Origin of the sequence: Pseudomonas sp. Mn2068, from assembly GCF_049319725.1 — a bacterium.
GTDB lineage: Bacteria > Pseudomonadota > Gammaproteobacteria > Pseudomonadales > Pseudomonadaceae > Aquipseudomonas > Aquipseudomonas gingeri.
Map to the genome: position 1 here is coordinate 93,317 of NZ_JBMOUG010000007.1, position 20,005 is coordinate 113,321.

At 61.0% G+C, this 20,005-nt stretch carries 13 protein-coding genes, 1 other RNA gene and 1 pseudogene; 8 read left to right on the forward strand and 7 right to left on the reverse strand.

From position 1 onward, the window contains the following. Window positions 1-132: 132 nt before the first annotated feature. Window positions 133-897 (forward strand): GntR family transcriptional regulator, encoded by a 765-nt coding sequence (locus ACL9RJ_RS17385; RefSeq protein ID WP_017129644.1) that lies wholly within the window; start codon window positions 133-135, stop codon window positions 895-897. A gap of 188 nt (window positions 898-1,085) precedes the next feature. Here the strand turns inward: ACL9RJ_RS17385 and guaD are convergent, their stop codons facing one another. The 4 genes from guaD to xdhA all read right to left on the reverse strand — a co-directional run bounded on the left by guaD (window position 1,086) and on the right by xdhA (window position 7,264). Then, window positions 1,086-2,390: a guanine deaminase gene (guaD, locus tag ACL9RJ_RS17390; protein WP_212809941.1), complete on the reverse strand. Its 1,305-nt coding sequence runs from the start codon at window positions 2,388-2,390 to the stop codon at window positions 1,086-1,088. A gap of 48 nt (window positions 2,391-2,438) precedes the next feature. Next, window positions 2,439-3,281: a xanthine dehydrogenase accessory protein XdhC gene (gene xdhC / locus ACL9RJ_RS17395; protein WP_017129642.1), complete on the reverse strand. Its 843-nt coding sequence runs from the start codon at window positions 3,279-3,281 to the stop codon at window positions 2,439-2,441. A gap of 136 nt (window positions 3,282-3,417) precedes the next feature. Beyond that, window positions 3,418-5,817: a xanthine dehydrogenase molybdopterin binding subunit gene (xdhB, locus tag ACL9RJ_RS17400; RefSeq protein WP_042937160.1), complete on the reverse strand. Its 2,400-nt coding sequence runs from the start codon at window positions 5,815-5,817 to the stop codon at window positions 3,418-3,420. After that, window positions 5,810-7,264 (reverse strand): xanthine dehydrogenase small subunit, encoded by a 1,455-nt coding sequence (gene xdhA / locus ACL9RJ_RS17405; RefSeq protein WP_177118866.1) that lies wholly within the window; start codon window positions 7,262-7,264, stop codon window positions 5,810-5,812. Before xdhA ends, xdhB begins: the two co-directional genes overlap by 8 nt. 301 nt (window positions 7,265-7,565) lie before the next feature. Between xdhA and ACL9RJ_RS17410 the strand changes: the two genes are divergently transcribed. The 7 genes from ACL9RJ_RS17410 (at window position 7,566) to ACL9RJ_RS17440 (ending at window position 17,866) form a co-directional block, all read left to right on the forward strand. Continuing rightward, a complete protein-coding gene (locus ACL9RJ_RS17410; RefSeq protein WP_017129639.1) occupies window positions 7,566-8,225 on the forward strand; it encodes a GntR family transcriptional regulator in 660 nt (219 codons plus the stop codon). A 2-nt stretch (window positions 8,226-8,227) separates the two neighbouring features. Beyond that, the gene (gene smc / locus ACL9RJ_RS17415; protein WP_177086528.1) at window positions 8,228-11,716 is read left to right on the forward strand and encodes a chromosome segregation protein SMC; all 3,489 of its coding nucleotides are present in this window, start codon (window positions 8,228-8,230) and stop codon (window positions 11,714-11,716) included. Between the two features lie 261 nt (window positions 11,717-11,977). Next, window positions 11,978-12,826 (forward strand): cell division protein ZipA, encoded by an 849-nt coding sequence (gene zipA / locus ACL9RJ_RS17420; protein ID WP_017129637.1) that lies wholly within the window; start codon window positions 11,978-11,980, stop codon window positions 12,824-12,826. 201 nt (window positions 12,827-13,027) lie between these two features. After that, the gene (gene ligA, locus ACL9RJ_RS17425) at window positions 13,028-15,385 is read left to right on the forward strand and encodes an NAD-dependent DNA ligase LigA (RefSeq protein WP_017129636.1); all 2,358 of its coding nucleotides are present in this window, start codon (window positions 13,028-13,030) and stop codon (window positions 15,383-15,385) included. 296 nt (window positions 15,386-15,681) lie between these two features. After that, window positions 15,682-16,851, forward strand: coding sequence for a zinc-binding metallopeptidase family protein (locus tag ACL9RJ_RS17430; protein WP_103032907.1), 1,170 nt, complete (start codon window positions 15,682-15,684; stop codon window positions 16,849-16,851). 367 nt (window positions 16,852-17,218) lie between these two features. Then, an RNA gene (gene ffs / locus ACL9RJ_RS17435) (signal recognition particle sRNA small type) lies at window positions 17,219-17,315 on the forward strand. A gap of 83 nt (window positions 17,316-17,398) precedes the next feature. After that, entirely contained in the window at window positions 17,399-17,866 is a 468-nt protein-coding gene (locus ACL9RJ_RS17440; protein WP_422765503.1) for an SDR family NAD(P)-dependent oxidoreductase, read from the forward strand. 42 nt (window positions 17,867-17,908) lie between these two features. On the opposite strand, the pseudogene ACL9RJ_RS17445 reads toward ACL9RJ_RS17440, so the two are convergent. The 3 genes and pseudogenes from ACL9RJ_RS17445 to ACL9RJ_RS17455 all read right to left on the reverse strand — a co-directional run bounded on the left by ACL9RJ_RS17445 (window position 17,909) and on the right by ACL9RJ_RS17455 (window position 19,551). After that, window positions 17,909-18,612 (reverse strand): annotated as a pseudogene (locus tag ACL9RJ_RS17445) (ATP-binding cassette domain-containing protein). Continuing rightward, window positions 18,612-19,355 carry an ABC transporter permease gene (locus tag ACL9RJ_RS17450; protein ID WP_422765504.1) on the reverse strand — a complete coding sequence of 248 codons (744 nt, stop codon included), beginning with the start codon at window positions 19,353-19,355 and terminating at the stop codon, window positions 18,612-18,614. Before ACL9RJ_RS17450 ends, ACL9RJ_RS17445 begins: the two are co-directional and overlap by 1 nt. Before the next feature lie 28 nt (window positions 19,356-19,383). After that, window positions 19,384-19,551, reverse strand: coding sequence for a hypothetical protein (locus ACL9RJ_RS17455; protein WP_422765505.1), 168 nt, complete (start codon window positions 19,549-19,551; stop codon window positions 19,384-19,386). Between the last annotated feature and the right edge of the window lie 454 nt (window positions 19,552-20,005).

Here is a 20,005-nt window from a genome sequence, read left to right on the forward strand (position 1 = left end):
CCGCAAATAGCCGTACAGTCGTGTTGGCTACACAGGTTGTGTACAATGTGCCATGATTTTACGCGATACTTGTCAGCGACCCACTGTGCTGTATTACAGTCCATTCGCCGCCGTTTTCCGACTCGAGTGCCCATGAACGAACAGTTGCAGCCCCTCAAGAAACAACCGCGAGCAGGCAAGGCCGGCCGCAGCGGAACCCAGGACGATATTGTCTATGCGCATATCTTCGAGGCGATCCTCGAACAGCGCCTGGCGCCCGGTACCAAATTGAGCGAAGAGGCACTGGGAGAGATTTTCGGGGTCAGCCGGACCATCATTCGCCGTGCCTTGTCGCGCCTGGCCCACGAGGGCGTGGTCTTGCTGCGGCCCAACCGCGGCGCGGTGGTGGCCAGTCCGAGCGTCGAGGAAGCCCGTCAGGTGTTCTTTGCCCGGCGCATGGTGGAGAAGGCGATCACCGAGCTGGCGGTGCAGTACGCGACGGCCGAGCAACTGGCCGAGTTGCGGCAGATGGTCCACGACGAGCGCGAGAGCTTTTCCCGTGGTGATCGCGGGGCGGGGATCCGCCTGTCCGGCGAGTTCCACCTGAAGCTGGCGGAGGCGGCGAAGAATGCGCCGCTGATCAGCTTCCAGCGCAGCCTGGTGTCCCAGACCTCGCTGATCATTGCCCAGTATGAAAGCGGCAACCGCTCGCACTGCTCCTACGACGAGCACACCCAGCTGATCGATGCCATCGAGGCGCGGGACGCGGTCCTGGCCGTGGACCTGATGATGCACCACATGGACCATATCGACAGCAAGCTCAACCTCGACGAGGAGAGCGCTTCGGACGACCTGCACGCGGTGTTCTCGCACCTGCTGCTGGCGAAGAAGCCGGGTCGGCCCGCGGCGAAGCTGTAGAGGCCGTCCTGACCGGCAGTCGACGCGGTCATTGTGGGAGCCGGCTTGCTGGCGATTGATCGTTCCCATGCTCCGCGTGGGAATGCAGTCCGTGACGCTCCGCGTCACAACAGCGGACGCAGAGCGTCCAGAGAGACATTCCCACGCGGAGCGTGGGAACGATCAGTTCAGTGGCTGGGTTTGTGCACTTATCGCTGGTGCACCAGGTTCCCCGCCGCGTAGGTCTGCTGCACCGTGCGGTCATCCCCCAGGGTCATCAACACGAACAGCGTTTCGTCGATGCTCCTGGCCTGCTTCAGGCGATAGCTGAGCAATGGCGTGGCGTGGTAGTCGAGTACCAGGAAGTCGGCGTCGCTGCCGGCCCGCAGGTTGCCGATCCGCTCTTCCAGGCGCAAGGCCCGGGCGCCGCCGAGGGTCGCCAGGTACAGCGACTTGAACGGGCTCAACCGCGCCCCTTGCAACTGCATGACCTTGTACGCCTCGTTCAGTGTCTGCAGGATCGAGAAGCTGGTGCCGCCGCCGACATCCGTACCGATCCCGACATTCAGCTTGTGCTTCTCGGCCATCGGCAGGTTGAACAGGCCGCTGCCGAGGAAGAAGTTCGAGGTCGGACAGAACGCCACCGCCGATCCGGTCTGTGCCAGCCGCGCGCATTCGTCGTCGCACAGGTGCACGCCGTGGGCGAACACCGAGCGCTCTCCCAGCAACTGGTAATGGTCATAGACATCCAGGTAGCCCTTGCGCTCCGGGAACAGTTCCTTGACCCATTGCACTTCCTGCAGGTTTTCGCTGATATGGGTCTGCATGTACAGATCCGGGTATTCGCCCAGCAACTGGCCGGCCAGGGTCAATTGTTCCGGGGTCGAGGTCGGGGCAAAGCGTGGGGTCACCGCATAGTGCAGGCGACCCTTGCCATGCCAGCGCTCGATCAGCGCCTTGCTTTCCAGGTAGCCCGACTCGGCGGTATCGGTCAGGTAGTCGGGGGCATTGCGATCCATCATCACCTTGCCGGCGATCATCCGCAGGTCGAGTTTCCCGGCGGCCTCGAAGAAGGCATTGACCGACTGCGGATGCACGCTGCCGAACACCAGCGCGGTAGTGGTGCCGTTGCGCAGCAGTTCCTTGATGAAGATATCCGCGACTTCCTCGGCGTGGGCCGGGTCGGCGAACTGGCTTTCACAGGGGAAGGTGTAGGTGTTCAGCCAGTCGAGCAATTGTTCGCCATAGGCACCGACCATGCCGGTCTGCGGCAGGTGGATATGGGTGTCGATAAAGCCCGGGGTGATCAGCGCGTCGGTGTAGTGAGTGACGGCGATATCGGCCGGCAGCGTCGGCAGCAGCTCGCTGGCATGGCCGATGGCGCTGATCTTGCCGTTCTCGACCACCAGCAGGCCGTCCTCGAAATACTCGTAGGAGGCGTCGATGCCGACTTCGGCCGGGTCGGCGATGCTGTGCAGGAGGGCGGCGCGGTAGGCTTTGCGTGTCTGGGGCATGGTCTGTCTCAATTCGTGGTTTTCACTTCCAGGCTTCATGCGAAGTTTTCATTTGGAAGCATGGCTGCGGCGCGAGGCCGGCAGCAGTTTGGCAATGGGTTCGGCGCTCGCGGTGTGCTGGCCGAAATTCGCGTTATAGGTGGCGATGACCTCGCCGGCGATGGAGATGGCGATTTCCACGGGCAACTTGCCCTTGACCTCGGCCAGGCCCATCGGGCAGCGCATGCGTTGCAGCAGCGCATTGTCGTAGCCGCGTTCGCGCAGGCGGTGTTCGAACTTCACCCGCTTGGTCTTCGAACCGATCAGGCCGAAGTAGGCGAAGTCGTTGCGCTTGAGGATCGCGGCGCTGAGTTCCAGGTCGAGCGGGTGGTTGTGGGTCATGACGATGCAATAGCTGCCGGCGGGCAGGCGGTCGATTTCCTCCACCGGTTCGTCACTGATGATCTTGCGCACGCCGCTGGGGATCTGCGGCGGAAACTCCTGCTCCCGGGAATCGATCCAGCGCACCCGGCAGGGCAGGCTGGCGAGCAGCGGCACCAGGGCGCGGCCGACGTGGCCCGCGCCGAACACGGCGATCTCGGCCTGGACTTGGCCCATTGGTTCGAATAGCAGCACCGTGACCCCGCCGCAACACTGGCCGAGGCTGGCGCCCAGGCTGAAGCGCTCCAGGTGGGTGTTCTGCTGGCCGCTGGCGAGCATGTCCCGGGCGATCTGGGTGGCCTTGTATTCCAGATGGCCGCCGCCAATGGTATCGAAGGTGCTACTGGCGCTGACGACCATTTTCGAACCGGCATTGCGCGGCGTCGAGCCGAGTTCCTCGATAATGGTCACCAGCACGCAGGGGTCACCCTGGTTCTGCAAGTCGGCCAGGGCACTGATCCAATCGTTCATGGACACCTCCGTGTCGTCTGTTCGAAGGCTATCGCCAGCAAGCCGGCTCCTACAGGTTTTGCCTCGCTCACGGCCCGCCGGTGGCCCACATAATGTGGGAGCCGGCTTGCTGGCGATCCGGGTACGTAGGGCCTGGTCATGATGACACCGTTTCCTGGTCATCCGGCACGGTCTGTCCTGCCTTGACCTGACGCATCTGTTCGCAGCCCCACAACACTCGCTCCGGCGTCGCCGGGGCGTCGATCTTCGGCTGTACCCGGTAATCCGCCAGGCTCGCCACCGCATCCTTGAGCGCGCACCATACCGCGATCCCCAGCATGAACGGCGGTTCGCCGACGGCCTTGGAGTGGAACACCGTGTCTTCCGGGTTCTTGCGGTTTTCCACCAGCTTCACCCGCAGGTCCAGCGGCATGTCCGCCACCGCCGGGATCTTGTAGCTGGCCGGGCCGTTGGTCATCAGCTTGCCCTTGGCGTTCCACACCAGTTCCTCCATGGTCAGCCAACCCATGCCCTGGACGAACCCGCCTTCGACCTGGCCGACATCGATGGCCGGGTTCAGCGAGGCACCGACGTCATGCAGGATATCGGTGCGCAGCATCTTGTACTCGCCGGTCAGGGTATCGACGATCACCTCGGCGCAGGCCGCGCCATAGGCGAAATAGTAGAACGGACGGCCACGGGCCTGGCTGCGGTCGTAGTAGATCTTCGGCGTCTTGTAGAAGCCGGTGCTCGACAGCGACACCTGGGCGAAATATGCCTGCTGGATCAGCGCCTCGAACGTCAGGATCTGCTCGCGCACCCGCACATGGCCGTTGCGGAACTCGACATCTTCCTCGCTGACCTTGTACTGCCGCGCAGCGAACTCCACCAGCCGCCGCTTGATGATTTCGGCGGCATTCTGCGCCGCCTTGCCGTTCAGGTCGGCACCGCTGGAGGCGGCGGTGGGCGAAGTGTTCGGCACCTTGTCGGTGTTGGTGGCGGTGATCTGCACCCGGTCGATTTCCACCTGGAACACTTCGGCCACCACCTGGGCCACCTTGGTGTTCAAGCCCTGGCCCATTTCCGTGCCGCCGTGGTTCAGGTGGATGCTGCCGTCGGTATAGACGTGCACCAGCGCGCCGGCCTGGTTGAGAAAGCTGGCGGTGAAGGAGATGCCGAACTTCACCGGGGTCAGCGCCAGGCCTTTTTTCAGGATCGGACTGTGGGCGTTGTAGCGGCGAATGGTTTCCCGGCGCTCGGCGTACTGGCTGCTGGCTTCCAGCTCGGCGGTCATCTCTTCGAGCATGTTGTGCTCGACGGTCTGGTAGTAATGGGTGACGTTGCGTTCGGTCTTGCCGTAGTAGTTGGCCTTGCGCACCGCCAGCGGGTCGAGGCCCAGGTGGCGGGCGATGCTGTCCATCACTTCCTCGATGGCGACCATCCCCTGCGGGCCGCCGAAGCCGCGGTAGGCGGTGTTCGAGGCGGTGTGGGTCTTGCAGCGATGGCCGTTGACCGTCGCGTCGCCCAGGTAATAGGCATTGTCGGAGTGGAACATCGCCCGGTCGACGATCGACGCCGAGAGGTCCGGCGAGCAGCCACAGTTGCCGGCCAGTTCCAGGTTGATCCCGTGCAGGCGCCCGCTGCCGTCGAAACCGACGTCGTACTCGATATAGAACGGATGGCGCTTGCCGGTCATCAGCATGTCTTCGACCCGTGGCAGGCGCATCTTGGTCGGTTGCCCGGTCAGCCGCGCCACCACCGCGCACAGGCATGCCGGGCTGGCCGCCTGGGTTTCCTTGCCACCGAAGCCGCCGCCCATGCGACGCATGTCGACGACGATCTTGTTCATCGACACATCCAGCACCTCGGCCACCAGTTTCTGCACTTCGGTGGGGTTCTGGGTCGAGCAATAGACGATCATGCCGCCGTCTTCGGTGGGCATCACCGAGGATATCTGGGTCTCCAGGTAGAAGTGTTCCTGGCCGCCGATATGCAGGTTGCCCTGGATCCGGTGTTCGGCGCTGGCCAGCGCGGCAGCCGAGTCGCCGCGCTTGTGGGTATGGCTGTCGAGGACGAAATGCCGCTTGCGCAGGGCCTCGACCACATCCAGCACCGGCTCCAGGTCTTCGTATTCGATGACCGCCGCCATGGCCGCCTTGCGCGCGGTTTCCATGTCCTTCGCGGCGACGGCGAGCACCGGCTGGCCGACGAACTCGACCTTGTCGATCGCCAGCAGGGGATCGCCGGGCAGCAGCGGGCCGATATCCTTGAGGCCGGGAATGTCTTCGTGGGTGATGACGATACGCACGCCGGCAAAGGCATGGCAGGGCGCGGTGTCGATGCTGATGATCCGTGCATGGGCGCGGTCTGACAGGCGCGCATAGACGTGCAACTGGTTGGGGAATTCCAGGCGGTCATCGATATACACCGCTTCGCCGGCCACATGCTTGTCGGCGCTGTCGTGCTTGACGCTGCGGCCGACACCGGTGGTCAGGTCCCGGGCGAACAGCTCGGCGAGCTCGGCCTGGGTTTTTTCCACAACAGGATGGTTAGACATAAGCGGTCACCCGTGTCTCGATATGCGGCGTTTGCAGTTCGATGAAGTATTTGCGCAACAGGTTCTGGGCGCTGAGCAGGCGGTATTCCTTGCTGGCGCGGAAGTCCGACAGCGGTGTGAAGTCCTCGGCCAGCGCCCGGCAGGCGCGCTCGATGCCGGCAAGGTTCCAGGCCGCACCGACCAGCGCGGCTTCGCAGGCCCTGGCGCGTTTCGGAATCGCCGCCATGCCGCCGAAGGCGATCCGCGCGTCGGCGACCACGCCGTTCTCGATCCGCAGGTTGAACGCGGCGCAGACCGCGGAAATATCGTCATCCAGGCGCTTGGACACCTTATAGGCACGGAAGCGCTGTTCGGCGCTGGCCCGTGGCACGATGATCTTCTCGATGAATTCGCTTTCCTGGCGGGCGGTCACCCGGTAATCGATGAAATAGTCTTCCAGTGCCAGGGTGCGGCTGCCGCTGCCTTTGCGCAGGACCAGTTGTGCATTCAGCGCGATCAGCAGGGGTGGTGAATCACCGATGGGCGAGGCGTTGCCGATATTGCCGCCGAGAGTGCCCTGGTTGCGAATCTGCAGCGAGGCGAAGCGCTGCAACAACTCGCCGAAATCCGGGTACTCGGCCTTCAGGGCGGCATAACAATCCGACAGCGGGGTGGCGGCACCGATTTCCAGGCGATCGTCGAAGGTCTCGACACGCTTGAGCTCGGCGACGTTACCGACGTAGATCATCACCGGCAGGGGACGATGGAACTGGGTGACTTCCAGGGCCAGGTCGGTACCGCCGGCCAGCAGTCGGGCTTCCGGGTGCGAGCCGTAGAGTTCGGCCAGGTCGGCGACCGTCAGCGGCACCAGGCAGCGCTTGTCGCCGCTGTTCAGTTCGCCGGTTTCGGTGGGGGCGATGGCCTTCAGGCGGGCGATGGTCTGGGCTTCGCGGGCATCGAACTGATCGGCGGGCTTGTTGCAGCAGGCCTGCTCGGCGGCGGCGAGGATCGGCCGATAGCCGGTGCAACGGCAGAGGTTGCCGGCCAGGGCTTCGTGGGCCTTGTGGCTGTCCGGGGCCTCGCTGTTCTTCTGCAGGGCGAACAGCGACATGACAAAGCCCGGCGTGCAGAAGCCGCACTGTGAACCGTGGCATTCGACCATGGCCTTCTGCACGCTGTGCAACTGGCCCTGGTGCTTGAGATCCTCGACGCTGATCAGTTGCTTGCCGTGCAGCGAGGAGACGAAGGTCAGGCACGAGTTGAGGCTGCGATAGCGAATCCGCTCGGTGCCCGAATCGTCCGTGTGCAGTTCGCCGACCACCACGGTGCAGGCACCGCAGTCGCCACTGGCGCAGCCTTCCTTGGTGCCGGGCTTGCCCAGGTGCTCGCGCAGATAGTTGAGCACCGTCAGGTTCGGGTCCAGGGCGTGCTCGCTACGGAGTTCCTGGTTGAGTAAAAACTGGATCACGGAAGGCCTCGCAGACTCATTATTGTTGTTGACCGTTGAGGCAGAATCTAGTGATGTCTGACTTTCAGGTCAATAAAAATCTGACCGAAAGGTCAGGAAATTCCGCCATCCGGGAAAACCCCTTTGAATTCAAAGGCGGCTTTCGCCAACCGGAGTGATGAACGGCAGGCTCTGCTTTAAGTCTAGCTGTGGATCAAATGCGTATTCCGTGCCAAATTCCGCCCACTGGGCCCTGCGCCATCACGTACCAATTGCGCTACACTGCGCCGCTTGCACTGATCAAAGATTTTGAAGGAAAACCATGACGTTCAAGGCGCCGGACAGCCTCGCCGAGCAAATTGCTCACCACCTCGCCGAACGCATCATTCGCGGCGAACTCAAACCCGGAGAGCGCATCCAGGAACAGAAAGTCACGCTGGCGCTCAATGTCAGTCGCGGCTCCGTACGCGAAGCCTTGTTGATTCTCGAACGCCGCCATCTGATCGCCATCCTGCCGCGCCGGGGCGCCCACGTGACCGAGCTCACCGCCCACAAGGTGCAGAGCCTGTGCACCCTGATGAGCGAGCTGTACATCCTGCTGGGCAATGCCGTGGCCCAGCGCTGGAAAGTGCAGACCGACCTGGCGCCGTTCCTGCAATTGCAGCAGCGCCTGAGCGCCAGCTATGAACGCCAGGACATCCGTACCTTTGTCGAAGACAGCTTCAACGTGATGCGCGCCGCGTATCCGTTTGCCGACAACCCGTACCTGCAGGAAACCGTCGAGAACCTGCAGCCGGCCATGAGTCGTGCCTATTACCTGGCGCTGGAGCAGCGCAAGGCGGAAATGACCGAATACCTGGAGCTGTTCGCGCAACTGCTGGCGGCGGTGATCGCCCGTGACCTGCCGCTGATCCGCGAAGTCCTGGCCAGCTACGCCCAGCGCAGCTGTGACATCGTGCTGTCTGCCCTGGCGGTCGATTAAGCGTGCGGCTCAAGTGCATCAAGTTGGCGGGGTTCAAATCCTTCGTCGACCCGACCACGGTGAACTTCCCCAGTAACATGGCGGCGGTGGTCGGGCCCAATGGCTGCGGCAAGTCGAACATCATCGACGCCGTGCGCTGGGTGATGGGCGAGAGCTCGGCAAAGAACCTGCGCGGCGAGTCGATGACCGACGTCATCTTCAACGGCTCCACCAGCCGCAAGCCGGTCAGCCAGGCGAGCATCGAACTGGTGTTCGACAACTCCGATGGCACCCTGATCGGCGAATACGCGGCCTACGCGGAAATTTCCATCCGCCGCAAAGTGACCCGCGACAGCCAGAACAGCTATTTCCTCAATGGCACCAAATGCCGGCGCCGGGACATTACCGATATCTTCCTCGGTACCGGCCTGGGGCCGCGCAGCTACTCGATCATCGAGCAAGGGATGATCTCCAAGCTGATCGAGGCCAAGCCGGAAGACCTGCGCAACTTCATCGAAGAAGCGGCGGGGATCTCCAAGTACAAGGAACGCCGCCGGGAAACCGAAAACCGTATCCGCCGGACCCACGAGAACTTGGCGCGCCTGACTGACCTGCGCGAAGAGCTCGAGCGCCAGCTCGAACGCCTGCACCGCCAGGCCCAGGCCGCCGAGAAGTATCAGGAATACAAGGGCGAGGAGCGCCAGCTCAAGGCCCAACTGTCGGCCTTGCGCTGGCAGGCACTGAATGAACAGGTCGGCCAGCGCGAGTCGATCATCGGCAACCAGGAAATCAGCTTCGAAGCCCTGGTGGCCGAACAGCGCAACGCCGATGCCAGTATCGAGCGCCTGCGCGACGGGCACCATGAACTGTCCGAACGCTTCAATCTGGTGCAGGGGCGCTTCTATTCGGTCGGCGGCGACATCGCCCGGGTCGAGCAGAGCATCCAGCACGGCCAGCAACGCCTGCGCCAGTTGCAGGACGATCTGCGCGAGGCCGAGCGCGCGCGCCTGGAAACCGAATCGCACCTGGGCCATGACCGCACCTTGCTGGCGACCCTCGGTGAAGAGCTGGCGATGCTCGAGCCCGAGCAGGAACTGACCAGCGCCGCCGCCGAAGAGGCCGCCGCTGCGCTGGAAGAGTCCGAGGCCACCATGCACGGCTGGCAGGAGCAGTGGGACGCCTTCAACCTGCGCTCGGCCGAGCCCCGGCGGCAGTCGGAAGTCCAGCAGTCGCGGATCCAGCAACTGGAAGCCAACATGGAGCGCCTGGCCGAGCGCCAGCGGCGTCTGACCGAAGAGCGCGCCTTGCTCGCGGCGGATCCGGAAGACGCGGCGATCCTCGAACTCAACGAGCAGTTGGCCGAAAGCGAGCAGACGCTGGAAGATTTGCAGGCCAGTGAAGATGCGCAGGTCGAACGCCTCGAACAACTGCGCCAGGATTTGCACAAGGCCACCCAGGACCAGCAACAGGCCCAGGGCGACCTGCAACGGCTCAACGGCCGTCTCGCTTCCCTGGAAGCCTTGCAGCAGGCGGCGCTCGATCCGGGCACCGGTACCGCCGAATGGCTGCGCGAACAGCATCTGGCCGAGCGTCCGCGACTGGCCCAGGGCTTGAAGGTTGAAGCCGGCTGGGAACTGGCGGTGGAAACCGTGCTCGGTGCCGACTTGCAGGCGGTGCTGGTGGACAATTTTGCCGGCCTCGACTTGAGCGGTTTCCAGCAGGGCGACCTGCGCCTGCTCAGTCCGGCGGCCGACGGCACGCGAGTGCCCGGCAGCCTGCTGGAGAAAGTCGAGGCGGATATCGATCTGTCGCCTTGGCTGGGGCAGGTCCGGCCCGTCGAGAGCCTGGAGCAGGCCCTGGCCTTGCGCGGCCAACTGGCGGTCGGGGAAAGCCTGATCAGCCGCGACGGCTTCTGGGTCGGCCGACATTTCCTGCGGGTGCGCCGCGCCAGCGAAGCGGAAAGCGGCATGCTTGCCCGCGGCCAGGAAATCCAGCAGTTGGGCCTGGAGCGCGAAGAGCGCGAAGAAACCCTGGCGGCTTTGGAAACCCAGTTGCAAACCCTGCGGGCCACCCAGCGCCAGCAGGAAACCGGTCGCGAACACCTGCGCCGCTTGCTGCAGGATGAAGCCCGCCAGCAAGGCGAATTGAAGGCCAGGTTGTCCGCCGGCAAGGCCAAGGCCGAGCAATTGCAACTGCGTCGTACCCGTCTCGACGAAGAGCTCGGAGAACTGGGCGAGCAGCGGGCCCAGGAACACGAGGAAGTCGGTGAAGCGCGCCTGCAACTGCAGGAAGCCCTCGACGCCATGGCGGTGGATACCGAGCAGCGCGAGCTGCTGCTGGCCCAGCGCGACAGCCTGCGCGAACGCCTCGACCGGGTGCGCCAGGAAGCCCGCCAGCACAAGGACCATACCCATCAATTGGCGGTCCGTCTCGGTTCGCTGAAGGCCCAGCACGACTCCACCCGTCAGGCCCTTGAGCGTCTGGAGTTGCAGTCCGAACGTCTGACCGAAAAACGCGAACAGTTGAGCCTGAACCTGGAGGAGGGCGAGGCCCCGCTGGAAGAGCTGCGCCTCAAGCTCGAAGAATTGCTCGACAAGCGCATGAGCGTCGATGTCGAACTCAAGACCGCGCAGATCGCCCTCGAAGATGCCGACCGCGAACTGCGCGATGCCGAAAAGCGCCGTAGCCAGGCCGAGCAGCAATCCCAGCTGATCCGCGGCCAGCTCGAACAGCAGCGCATGGAATGGCAAGCCCTGACCGTGCGCCGCAAGACCTTGCAGGACCAGTTGCTCGAAGACGGCTACGACCTCCACGGCGTGCTCGCCACTCTGACCGCCGAGGCCAGCGAGAAGGCCGCCGAGGAAGAACTGGAGCGGATTGCCGCGCGCATCCAGCGCCTGGGCGCGATCAACCTCGCGGCCATCGACGAATACCAGCAACAATCGGAGCGTAAACGTTATCTGGATGCGCAGGACGCCGATCTGGTCGAAGCCCTCGAAACCCTGGAAAACGTCATTCGCAAGATCGACAAGGAAACCCGCAATCGCTTCAAGGACACCTTCGACCAGATCAACGCCGGCCTACAAGCTTTGTTTCCAAAAGTGTTTGGCGGTGGCAGCGCCTACCTGGATCTTACCGGCGATGATCTGCTCGATACCGGGGTCACGATCATGGCGCGGCCCCCGGGGAAAAAGAACAGCACCATCCATTTGCTCTCCGGTGGTGAAAAAGCCCTGACCGCCCTGGCCCTGGTTTTCTCCATCTTCAAGTTGAATCCGGCACCGTTTTGTATGCTCGACGAAGTTGACGCCCCGCTGGATGACGCTAACGTTGGACGTTATGCCCGATTGGTCAAGGAAATGTCGGAATCGGTGCAGTTCATCTATATCACCCACAACAAGATCGCCATGGAAATGGCCGATCAACTGATGGGCGTGACGATGCACGAGCCCGGTTGCTCCCGGCTGGTGGCGGTGGATGTCGAGGAGGCCATGGCGATGGTCGACGCCTGAGACGGCGGCTGGCGAAGCCAACAGATTCGAGACGCAAGGGGTTTTCCTGGGACCTTGCGGGAACTAGCACTGATCCTTGGGGACTTATTAATGCATACCCTGTACGACAGACGGTGTAAAGTTGCCTTTGGTCGTGTTAATTTAATGTCCAATTTTCTTGTGCGTGGGAAAAAACGCCTGTCAGAACATAGAGTTGGCGCCACGCTTTAAAGGGTTTTCCGCCCTTTCTTCATAGAACCATTATTAGAGGCACGGGATTACATGGAAATCGGTCTGCGCGAGTGGCTGATCGTCATCGGCATAATTGTCATTGCCGGTATTCTTTTTGATGGCTGGCGCCGGATGCGCGGCGGCAAGGGCAAGCTCAAGTTTCGTCTGGATCGCAGCTTCTCGAATCTGCCGGACGATGACTCCAGCGCCGAATTGCTGGGCCCGCCCCGTGTGCTGGAAACCCACAAGGAACCCGAGCTCGATGAGCATGACTTGCCATCGGTGAGCATGCCGGCGCGCGAGCCTCGGGAAAAACCGTCCAAGCGCGGCAAACGCAACAGCGAGCCGAGCCAGGGCGACCTGAATCTGAACCTGGACCTGGAAGAAGGCCCGAGCTTCAGCAGCCGCGACGACGATTTCCCGGATGAACACAAGCCGGCCGCACGCCAGGACAAGGAACAGCCCGCGGCGGAAGAAGTCCTGGTGATCAGCGTGATCAGCCGCGATGCCAACGGCTTCAAGGGCCCGGCATTGCTGCAGAACATCCTTGAAAGCGGTCTGCGTTTCGGTGAGATGGATATCTTCCACCGCCACGAAAGCATGGCCGGCAATGGCGAAGTCCTGTTCTCCATGGCCAACGCGGTCAAGCCGGGCGTGTTCGATCTCGACGATATCGACCACTTCAGCACCCCGGCGGTGAGCTTCTTCCTCGGCTTGCCGGGCCCGCGTTATCCGAAGCAGGCCTTCGACGTGATGGTGGCCGCCGCCCGCAAACTGTCCCAGGAACTCAATGGCGAGTTGAAGGATGACCAGCGCAGCGTGCTGACCGCCCAGACCATCGAGCATTACCGTCAGCGGATCGTCGAGTTCGAACGTCGCGCCCTGACCCAGAAGCGTTAAGCGTCGAATTTTTGGGCGTTCTCGAGGGCCCTTTCGCGGGCAAGCCCGCTCCCACACATTCTGTGTTCGACTCACTGCTACTGTGGGAGCGCGCTTGTCGGGACGCCGCATCGCGGCGAAGTGGCCCCGGCGCCTCACCACAAAAAACGCACTAACATAGGGAGCAGCCTCGGCTGCTCCCTTGCTTTATGAGAGACCCCCATGACTGCTGCCCATACCCGCATTCTAGAGCTGCGCGCTGAGCTGGATCAGCATAACTACCGTTACCACGTGCTCGACGAGCCGAGCATTCCGGACGCCGAGTACGACCGCCTGTTCCACGAACTCAAGGCGCTGGAAGCCGAACACCCGGAACTGGTCAGCGCCGATTCGCCGACCCAGCGCGTCGGCAGCGCGGCCCTGTCGGCCTTCACCCAGGTCCGGCATGAAATCCCGATGCTGAGCCTGGGCAACGCCTTCGAAGAAACCGACATGCGCGAGTTCGATCGCCGTGTCAGCGAAGGCCTCGACCTGCCGGCCGGCGACCTGTTCGGTGGCGGTGCGGCAGTCGAATACAGCTGCGAGCCGAAACTCGACGGCCTGGCGGTCAGCCTGTTGTACCAGGACGGAGCGCTCGTGCGCGGCGCCACCCGTGGCGACGGCACCACCGGCGAAGACATCAGCATCAACGTGCGCACCGTGCGCAATATCCCGCTCAAGCTGCACGGCAGCGGCTGGCCGGCCACCCTCGAGGTGCGCGGTGAAGTGTTCATGTCCAAGGCGGGTTTCGAGCGTCTCAACGCCACCCAACTGGAAGCCGGTGGCAAGACCTTCGCCAACCCGCGCAACGCCGCGGCGGGCAGCCTGCGCCAACTGGATTCGAAGATCACCGCCAGCCGCCCGCTGGAATTCTGCTGCTACGGCCTGGGCCAGGTCTCGGCGGACATCGCCGACACCCATATCGGCAACCTGCAGCAACTCAAGGCCTGGGGCATGCCGGTCAGTCGCGAACTGAAGCTGGCCAAGGGCATCGACGAGTGCCTGGACTATTACCGCGATATTGGCGAGCGCCGCAACGCGCTGCCCTATGAAATCGATGGCGTGGTATTCAAGGTCAACAGCCTGGCGTCCCAGCGTGAACTGGGCTTCCGTGCCCGCGAGCCGCGCTGGGCGATTGCCCACAAATTCCCGGCCATGGAAGAACTCACCGAACTGCTGGATGTGGAATTCCAGGTCGGTCGTACCGGCGCGGTCACCCCGGTGGCGCGCTTGAAGCCGGTCAAGGTGGCCGGGGTCACGGTATCCAACGCTACCTTGCACAACATGGATGAAGTGGCGCGCCTGGGACTGATGATCGGCGACACGGTGATCATCCGCCGTGCCGGCGACGTGATCCCGCAAGTGGTGCAGGTCGTCACCGAGCGCCGCCCGGAAAGCGCCCGTGCCGTCGAGATCCCGCAGAGCTGCCCGGTCTGCGGCTCCCATGTCGAGCGCACGCAACTGATCAAGCGCAGCAAGGGCCGCGAAACGGTCAGCGAGGGCGCGGTGTATCGTTGTGTCGGCCGCCTGGCCTGCGGCGCGCAACTCAAGCAGGCGATCATCCACTTCGTCTCGCGACGGGCGATGGATATCGAAGGCCTTGGCGACAAGACCATCGAGCAACTGGTGGATGAAAAACTGATCGCCTCGCCGGCCGATCTCTACACCCTGAAACACGAAGACATCGTCGACCTCGAAGGCTTTGCCGAACTGTCGACCCGTAACCTGCTGGAAGCCATCGCCGACAGCAAGCAGCCGAGCCTGGCGCGTTTCATCTACGCGTTGGGCATTCCGGATGTGGGCGAGGAGACCGCCAAGGTCCTGGCCCGCTCCCTGGGCTCGCTGGAGCGGGTCATGCAGGCCTTGCCGTCGGTACTGACCTACCTGCCGGACGTCGGCATGGAAGTGGCCCATGAGATCCACAGTTTCTTTGAAGACGAACACAACCGTACGGTGATCGCCCAGCTGCTGGAACGTGGGCTGACCCTGCAGGACCAGGGTGAACTGGGCGCCGAGTTCGCCGCCAGCACCACCCTGGCCGGACTGGTCGCCAAGCTGGACATCAGCTCGGTGGGGCCGACGGCGGCGGAAAAACTGGCGGCCAAGTTCGGTTCGGTCGAAGGCATCATCAACGCCGACTGGCTGGACCTGCGCCAGGCCTTGAACGAAAAGCCGGCCAATGCCGTGCGCGAATTCTTCGAGCAACCGGGGAATGCCGAGCGAGCCCTGGCGATCGAGGCGCAACTGCGTGATTTCGGCATGCACTGGCAGAGCGAGAAAAAGGCTGTCGCCGGCTTGCCGCTGACGGGCCAGACCTGGGTACTGACCGGCTCGCTGGAACTGATGAGCCGCGATATCGCCAAGGACAAGCTGGAAAGCCTGGGGGCGAAGGTCGCCGGTTCCGTCTCGGCCAAGACCCACTGCGTGGTCGCAGGCCCGGGCGCCGGCTCGAAGCTGGCCAAGGCCAACGAGCTGGGACTCAAGGTGCTGGACGAAGAAGCATTCGTGGCGTTCCTGAAAGGACACGGAATCGAAATCTGAGGTCCTGCATCTGCTCCCTGTAGGAGCCGGCTTGCCGGCGATGGCGTCCCCAAGATCGCCAAGAGCTTCGCTGGCAAGCCAGGCTCCCACAGGTTTCTGGCGTGCTCAGGATTTGTGTACGACGCCCAACTGTAGGAGCTGGCTTGCCGGCGATGGCGTCCCCAAGATCGCCAAGAGCTTCGCTGACAGGCCCGGCTCCTACGGATTGATCGTTCCCATGCTTTCGGTTGCGATCTAAAGGGAACCTGCCGCCGCTCCAATGATCTAGTCTTGGCAGGTCCCAGGGAGAGATCGCCATGTACCGCTTCTTCGAACGTCTCAGTTCCCGTATCGCCGCGCCCTTTGCCTCAGAGCCCTCGCGCAACAGCAAGGTCTGGCATTGCCGCTGCGGTCAATCGGTGTTCTTCCGCAACAGCCAGTGTCTGGCCTGTTCTGCGGCCCTGGGTTACGAACCCCAGGGCAGCCACCTGTCCTCCCTGCAACCGGGTCCGTACCCGGACAGCTGGCAACTCGATGCCAACCCCGAAGCCGGCCTGTTCCGCCGTTGCGGCAACCTCGACACCGCGGCGGCCTGCAACTGGCTGATCCCCTATGCCCACAGCAGCCCCCTGTGCACCGCGTGCAGCCTCAACCGCACCATCCCCGACCTGTCCGTCCCGGAAAACCCCGAACGCTGGCGCAAGGTCGAAACCGCCAAGCGCCGCCTGGTGGCGCAACTGATCACCCTGGGCCTGCAAGTCATCCCGAAAACCTGGGACGAGGAAAACGGCCTGGCCTTCGACTTCGTCGGCGTCGACCTGGAAGGCAAATCGCCGATGACCGGCCACGCCAATGGCCTGATCACCCTCGATATCAAGGAGGCCGACGACGCCCACCGGGAAAAGGTCCGGGTACAGATGCGCGAACCGTACCGCACCTTGCTCGGCCATTTCCGCCATGAAGTCGGGCATTACTACTGGGACCGGCTGATTGCCAACGACCAGTGGCTGGAACCGTTTCGCGGCCTGTTCGGCGACGAGCGCGCGAGCTACGCCGACGCACTGGAGCGCCACTACCAGAACGGCGCACCGGCGGACTGGCAGCAGCGCTACGTCAGCGCCTACGCCACCATGCACCCCTGGGAAGACTGGGCGGAAACCTGGGCGCACTACCTGCACATGATGGACGCGGTGGACACGGCGCTGGGCTTCGGCATGAGCGCCCGCGAATCGGACTTCGACTACCAGCCGTTTCCCACCAGCGTGCTCTATGACCCGCAGCATCCGGAAGGCCCGGCGTTCCTGTCATTCGTCAACGCCTGGATCGAACTGGCGGGCATGCTCAACGAACTCTCCCGCAGCATGGGCCAACCGGATTTCTACCCCTTTGTCCTGCCGCCGGCGACCATCGCCAAACTGCATTTTATCCACCTGGTGATCCAGGAGGAGGGTGGTCGGGCGGATGAGGTATTGCAGCTTGCGACCTGAGGGACGGCTGTCCCTGTTTGATCGTTCCCACGCTCCGCGTGGTAACGCCTCCCTGGACGCTCCGCGTCCGCTAGCGATAACGGCCTGATCCACAACTCCAATATAAGCGGCCCGCCCATAATGGCCCCTGGCACCCCCGGCCCTTGTGGGAGCGGGCTTGCCCGCGAAGGCGTCCGTCAGCCAGACACCGTCGTGAGCAACACCACCGCCGGTCGCTGCCACACGCAGTGATCGACAATAGGGCTGGGCAATGTCGACAAGTGCTTGAGCTCCATCGAATTTTTATCGGCGCCTGGCGGTTGTAACTTCTCGTTATCTAGGTACAATGGCGCGGCTCGCTGCCAGGCGAGCGTCGTTATGGTGACCCCATCGGTCCCCCCGCAACGATTACCCGTTAACCTGGTCAGGCCCGGAAGGGAGCAGCCACAGCGGGAACATTGTGTGCCGGGGTGTGGCTGGTGGGGTTGCCTCCATAACGCCTCCTGCTAAACCCTATCTCCTGCATATCGAATAAAGTGCCGAATCAAGATCAGCACTTCATTTTGCCATGCCCAGTTTTTCTCTCCTCCAGCTATCCAGCGTGGGGGCCAAGGCCGTGTTCCCCGGCGGATCCCTGTATCACGCAACGAAATGGGGTATCGAAGGTTTTATCGACGCGGTCAACCTGGAGGTGGGGGTCTTTGGCATCGGCTGCACGCTGGTCGAGCCGGGTGGCGCCCGTACCCGGTTCCGCTATGGCAGTGCCAGGCTCGGACCGAAGAATGACGTCTACGATGTTTCGCCCGCCAGCCATGCCCGGAGGATGATCGAGGATGGCACCGTCATGCCGATCGGCGACCCGGCAAAAATGGTCCGGCTGATGATCGAAAGCGTCGATCAACACCCCGCGCCGAAGCGACTGGCGCTGGGCAGCGATTCGTTCATGGTGATGCACAAGCAGCTCTGTGAGCGCCTGGCGGAACTGGAGGCACAGCGAGGCCTGGCCTTTTCGACCGATTGGGTTGGGCAGCTCTAGGTGCGCATTTGATGCGGCATGTCAGGATTTTGGCGTGTCGCTTCAGAAAGCCGCGGCTTTTATGAAGGCTTCATCCAGCGACTTCGTATCATGGGCTTGCATAAAGGCTTGTCGGCTGCCAAATCGCTTGAACTGCTTTTGGCTCAACATATAAAAATAGTTGCAGTGATCAACAATCTCATCAACGTTATGTGAGGAAATCAGAATGGCAGTGCCGCTGCTTGCCGCCCCGTGCAGGCACTGCCAGATATAGTGACGAAACTCCGGATCGACGCCGGCCGTGGGCTCATCCAGGATGATGAAATCTGCGCCTAATGATAAAAGCGAGAGGGTAAAAAACCATCGTTTTTCACCATAACTGCATAAGGCTGACTTTTTTCTCCATATTTCTTTATAGCGATTTATGACGCTGGGACTCCATTGTGAAAGCTTATCCAGTACTTGTATCTGAGTGCTGTGTGTTGAAGAGCAAAGCAGGTTGGTCATTTCGAATATGTCGAACATTCGTAAGGCAGGTGGTGTCATTAACGTCTGAGACAGGTAAAGCTCCTTTGAGAAACCATTTTTTATAGTTCCACCGGAGGGGGCTTCAGTTTGCAAATGATATCAAAAAGTGTTGTTTTTCCAGACCCGTTTGGGCCGAGTACCCCGATAATGGTTCCAGGCTGTACACTCAGTGTTGCGCCTTCGAAAATTACCTTGTCACCATATCGGAAAGATAATGAATCTATCTCGAGACTTTTCATCAGTAACGGCTCCAGACGGGGTTGATGCGCAAAAATCTGATAGCTATTAATAAGCTCGAAATAAATATTGGCAAGATTGATAGTGTAAGGTTTATTTTGGCTTGTAAGCCATGCTTGATCAGTTCGGCTGCGTGTACTAATGGGTTGCCAAGGTTTACGGTGTGAAGCAGAAAATTTGTTGAAAGCGAATTTGAAATGCCAAGGATTAGTGTGCAGAATGAAAAAATAGAGAAAAGAGTGTTGGCGTTCTGAAAATTTATAGGAAGTAAGCTAAAGAAGAATCCGATTGAGCAAAATAATAAGTAGCAGATATAGAATTTTGAAATTATGTTCAACAGTTCCAGAAGTGAGTAGGCGCCAAATGGCAGGCGTGTGGCAAGATAGAAAACGCTACAGTAAATTATAGCGATTACTGAATAGGCAAGGGTTTGCGCCAGAATAAAGACAAGCTTTGCTTCATGATTGTAAATAAAGGATCGAATGTAGCCGCTTTCTCGACGACCTATGATGTAAAAGGAAAACCCGAACAGGGCAACACTTGAAGAGATGTAGGCGTAGAGCCAGGCTGTGTGTTCTGTATAATCCCCTGAGAGTAAGTCTAATCTGCCTCTGGATAAGGCCAGGAGATAAAAGGCGGCGCATGGTGAAATAATGATCCAGAATAAGGAGATGGGCTCCTTGAGTTGTTCTTTTATGAATAACCATGCCAGGCGACTTGAACGATAATAAAGTCGGCTTTTCATCGATCTGTCCTTTAGGGAGATGGGACCATCACTGCTTTTCGTGCGGAGATGATATCCTTTTGGAAGTCGGATGAATGCATCCACCGCCGCATCCGCCTTGGCCACCTGAACCACCGTTGTTGGCTTGAGGGCTCTTGTCGAAGCTGGGGATGTTTTTAAAGTTGAAGAGTGTTTCTCCAAATGTATCGATGCTCATGTGATTTTCTCCACAAAAAACAGTTTGATTGATGAATGGCCTGTTCAGGCTACTGCTGCTGGGTAGCAGTGAATGTAGCTATAGTTTCCTTGCTATAGCCACGTCAAATACCAATGTGGTCGTTTGTAGGAAGTTTCACTGGTTTTTCGAGTGTTTAGGAATGTGGCGATTTTTCTAGCGACAAACTTTTATCTGAGCTGCTGTGAGTTTTTTGAAAAGAAATTTATGATTTTTTGTAGGAAATTTCACTCGCTTTATGGGGATGGCTGCTATTCGTGAGGCGACGAACGGTATCCAAAGCAATGTTCCTTTTTGGAGTTGTCTTCAGGTAATTTCATTCGTTGATTGGCTGGAAGGATAATTTTCTTTGTTGCGGAGAAATTGGTATGGGGCGAGTTGAAGCGTTTTTCTAGTGAGAAATGTGCGGTTGAAATAAACACCGGTACTTGGCAGG

Excerpts from the sequence above, each read along its gene's own strand:
- ACL9RJ_RS17385 (WP_017129644.1), top strand. The coding sequence starts at position 133 with ATGAACGAACAGTTGCAGCCCCTCAAGAAACAACCGCGAGCAGGCAAG.
- guaD (WP_212809941.1), bottom strand. The coding sequence starts at position 2,390 with ATGCCCCAGACACGCAAAGCCTACCGCGCCGCCCTCCTGCACAGCATC.
- xdhC (WP_017129642.1), bottom strand. The coding sequence starts at position 3,281 with ATGAACGATTGGATCAGTGCCCTGGCCGACTTGCAGAACCAGGGTGAC.
- xdhB (WP_042937160.1), bottom strand. The coding sequence starts at position 5,817 with ATGTCTAACCATCCTGTTGTGGAAAAAACCCAGGCCGAGCTCGCCGAG.
- ACL9RJ_RS17410 (WP_017129639.1), top strand. The coding sequence starts at position 7,566 with ATGACGTTCAAGGCGCCGGACAGCCTCGCCGAGCAAATTGCTCACCAC.
- zipA (WP_017129637.1), top strand. The coding sequence starts at position 11,978 with ATGGAAATCGGTCTGCGCGAGTGGCTGATCGTCATCGGCATAATTGTC.
- ligA (WP_017129636.1), top strand. The coding sequence starts at position 13,028 with ATGACTGCTGCCCATACCCGCATTCTAGAGCTGCGCGCTGAGCTGGAT.
- ACL9RJ_RS17430 (WP_103032907.1), top strand. The coding sequence starts at position 15,682 with ATGTACCGCTTCTTCGAACGTCTCAGTTCCCGTATCGCCGCGCCCTTT.
- ACL9RJ_RS17440 (WP_422765503.1), top strand. The coding sequence starts at position 17,399 with ATGCCCAGTTTTTCTCTCCTCCAGCTATCCAGCGTGGGGGCCAAGGCC.
- ACL9RJ_RS17450 (WP_422765504.1), bottom strand. The coding sequence starts at position 19,355 with ATGAAAAGCCGACTTTATTATCGTTCAAGTCGCCTGGCATGGTTATTC.
- ACL9RJ_RS17455 (WP_422765505.1), bottom strand. The coding sequence starts at position 19,551 with ATGAGCATCGATACATTTGGAGAAACACTCTTCAACTTTAAAAACATC.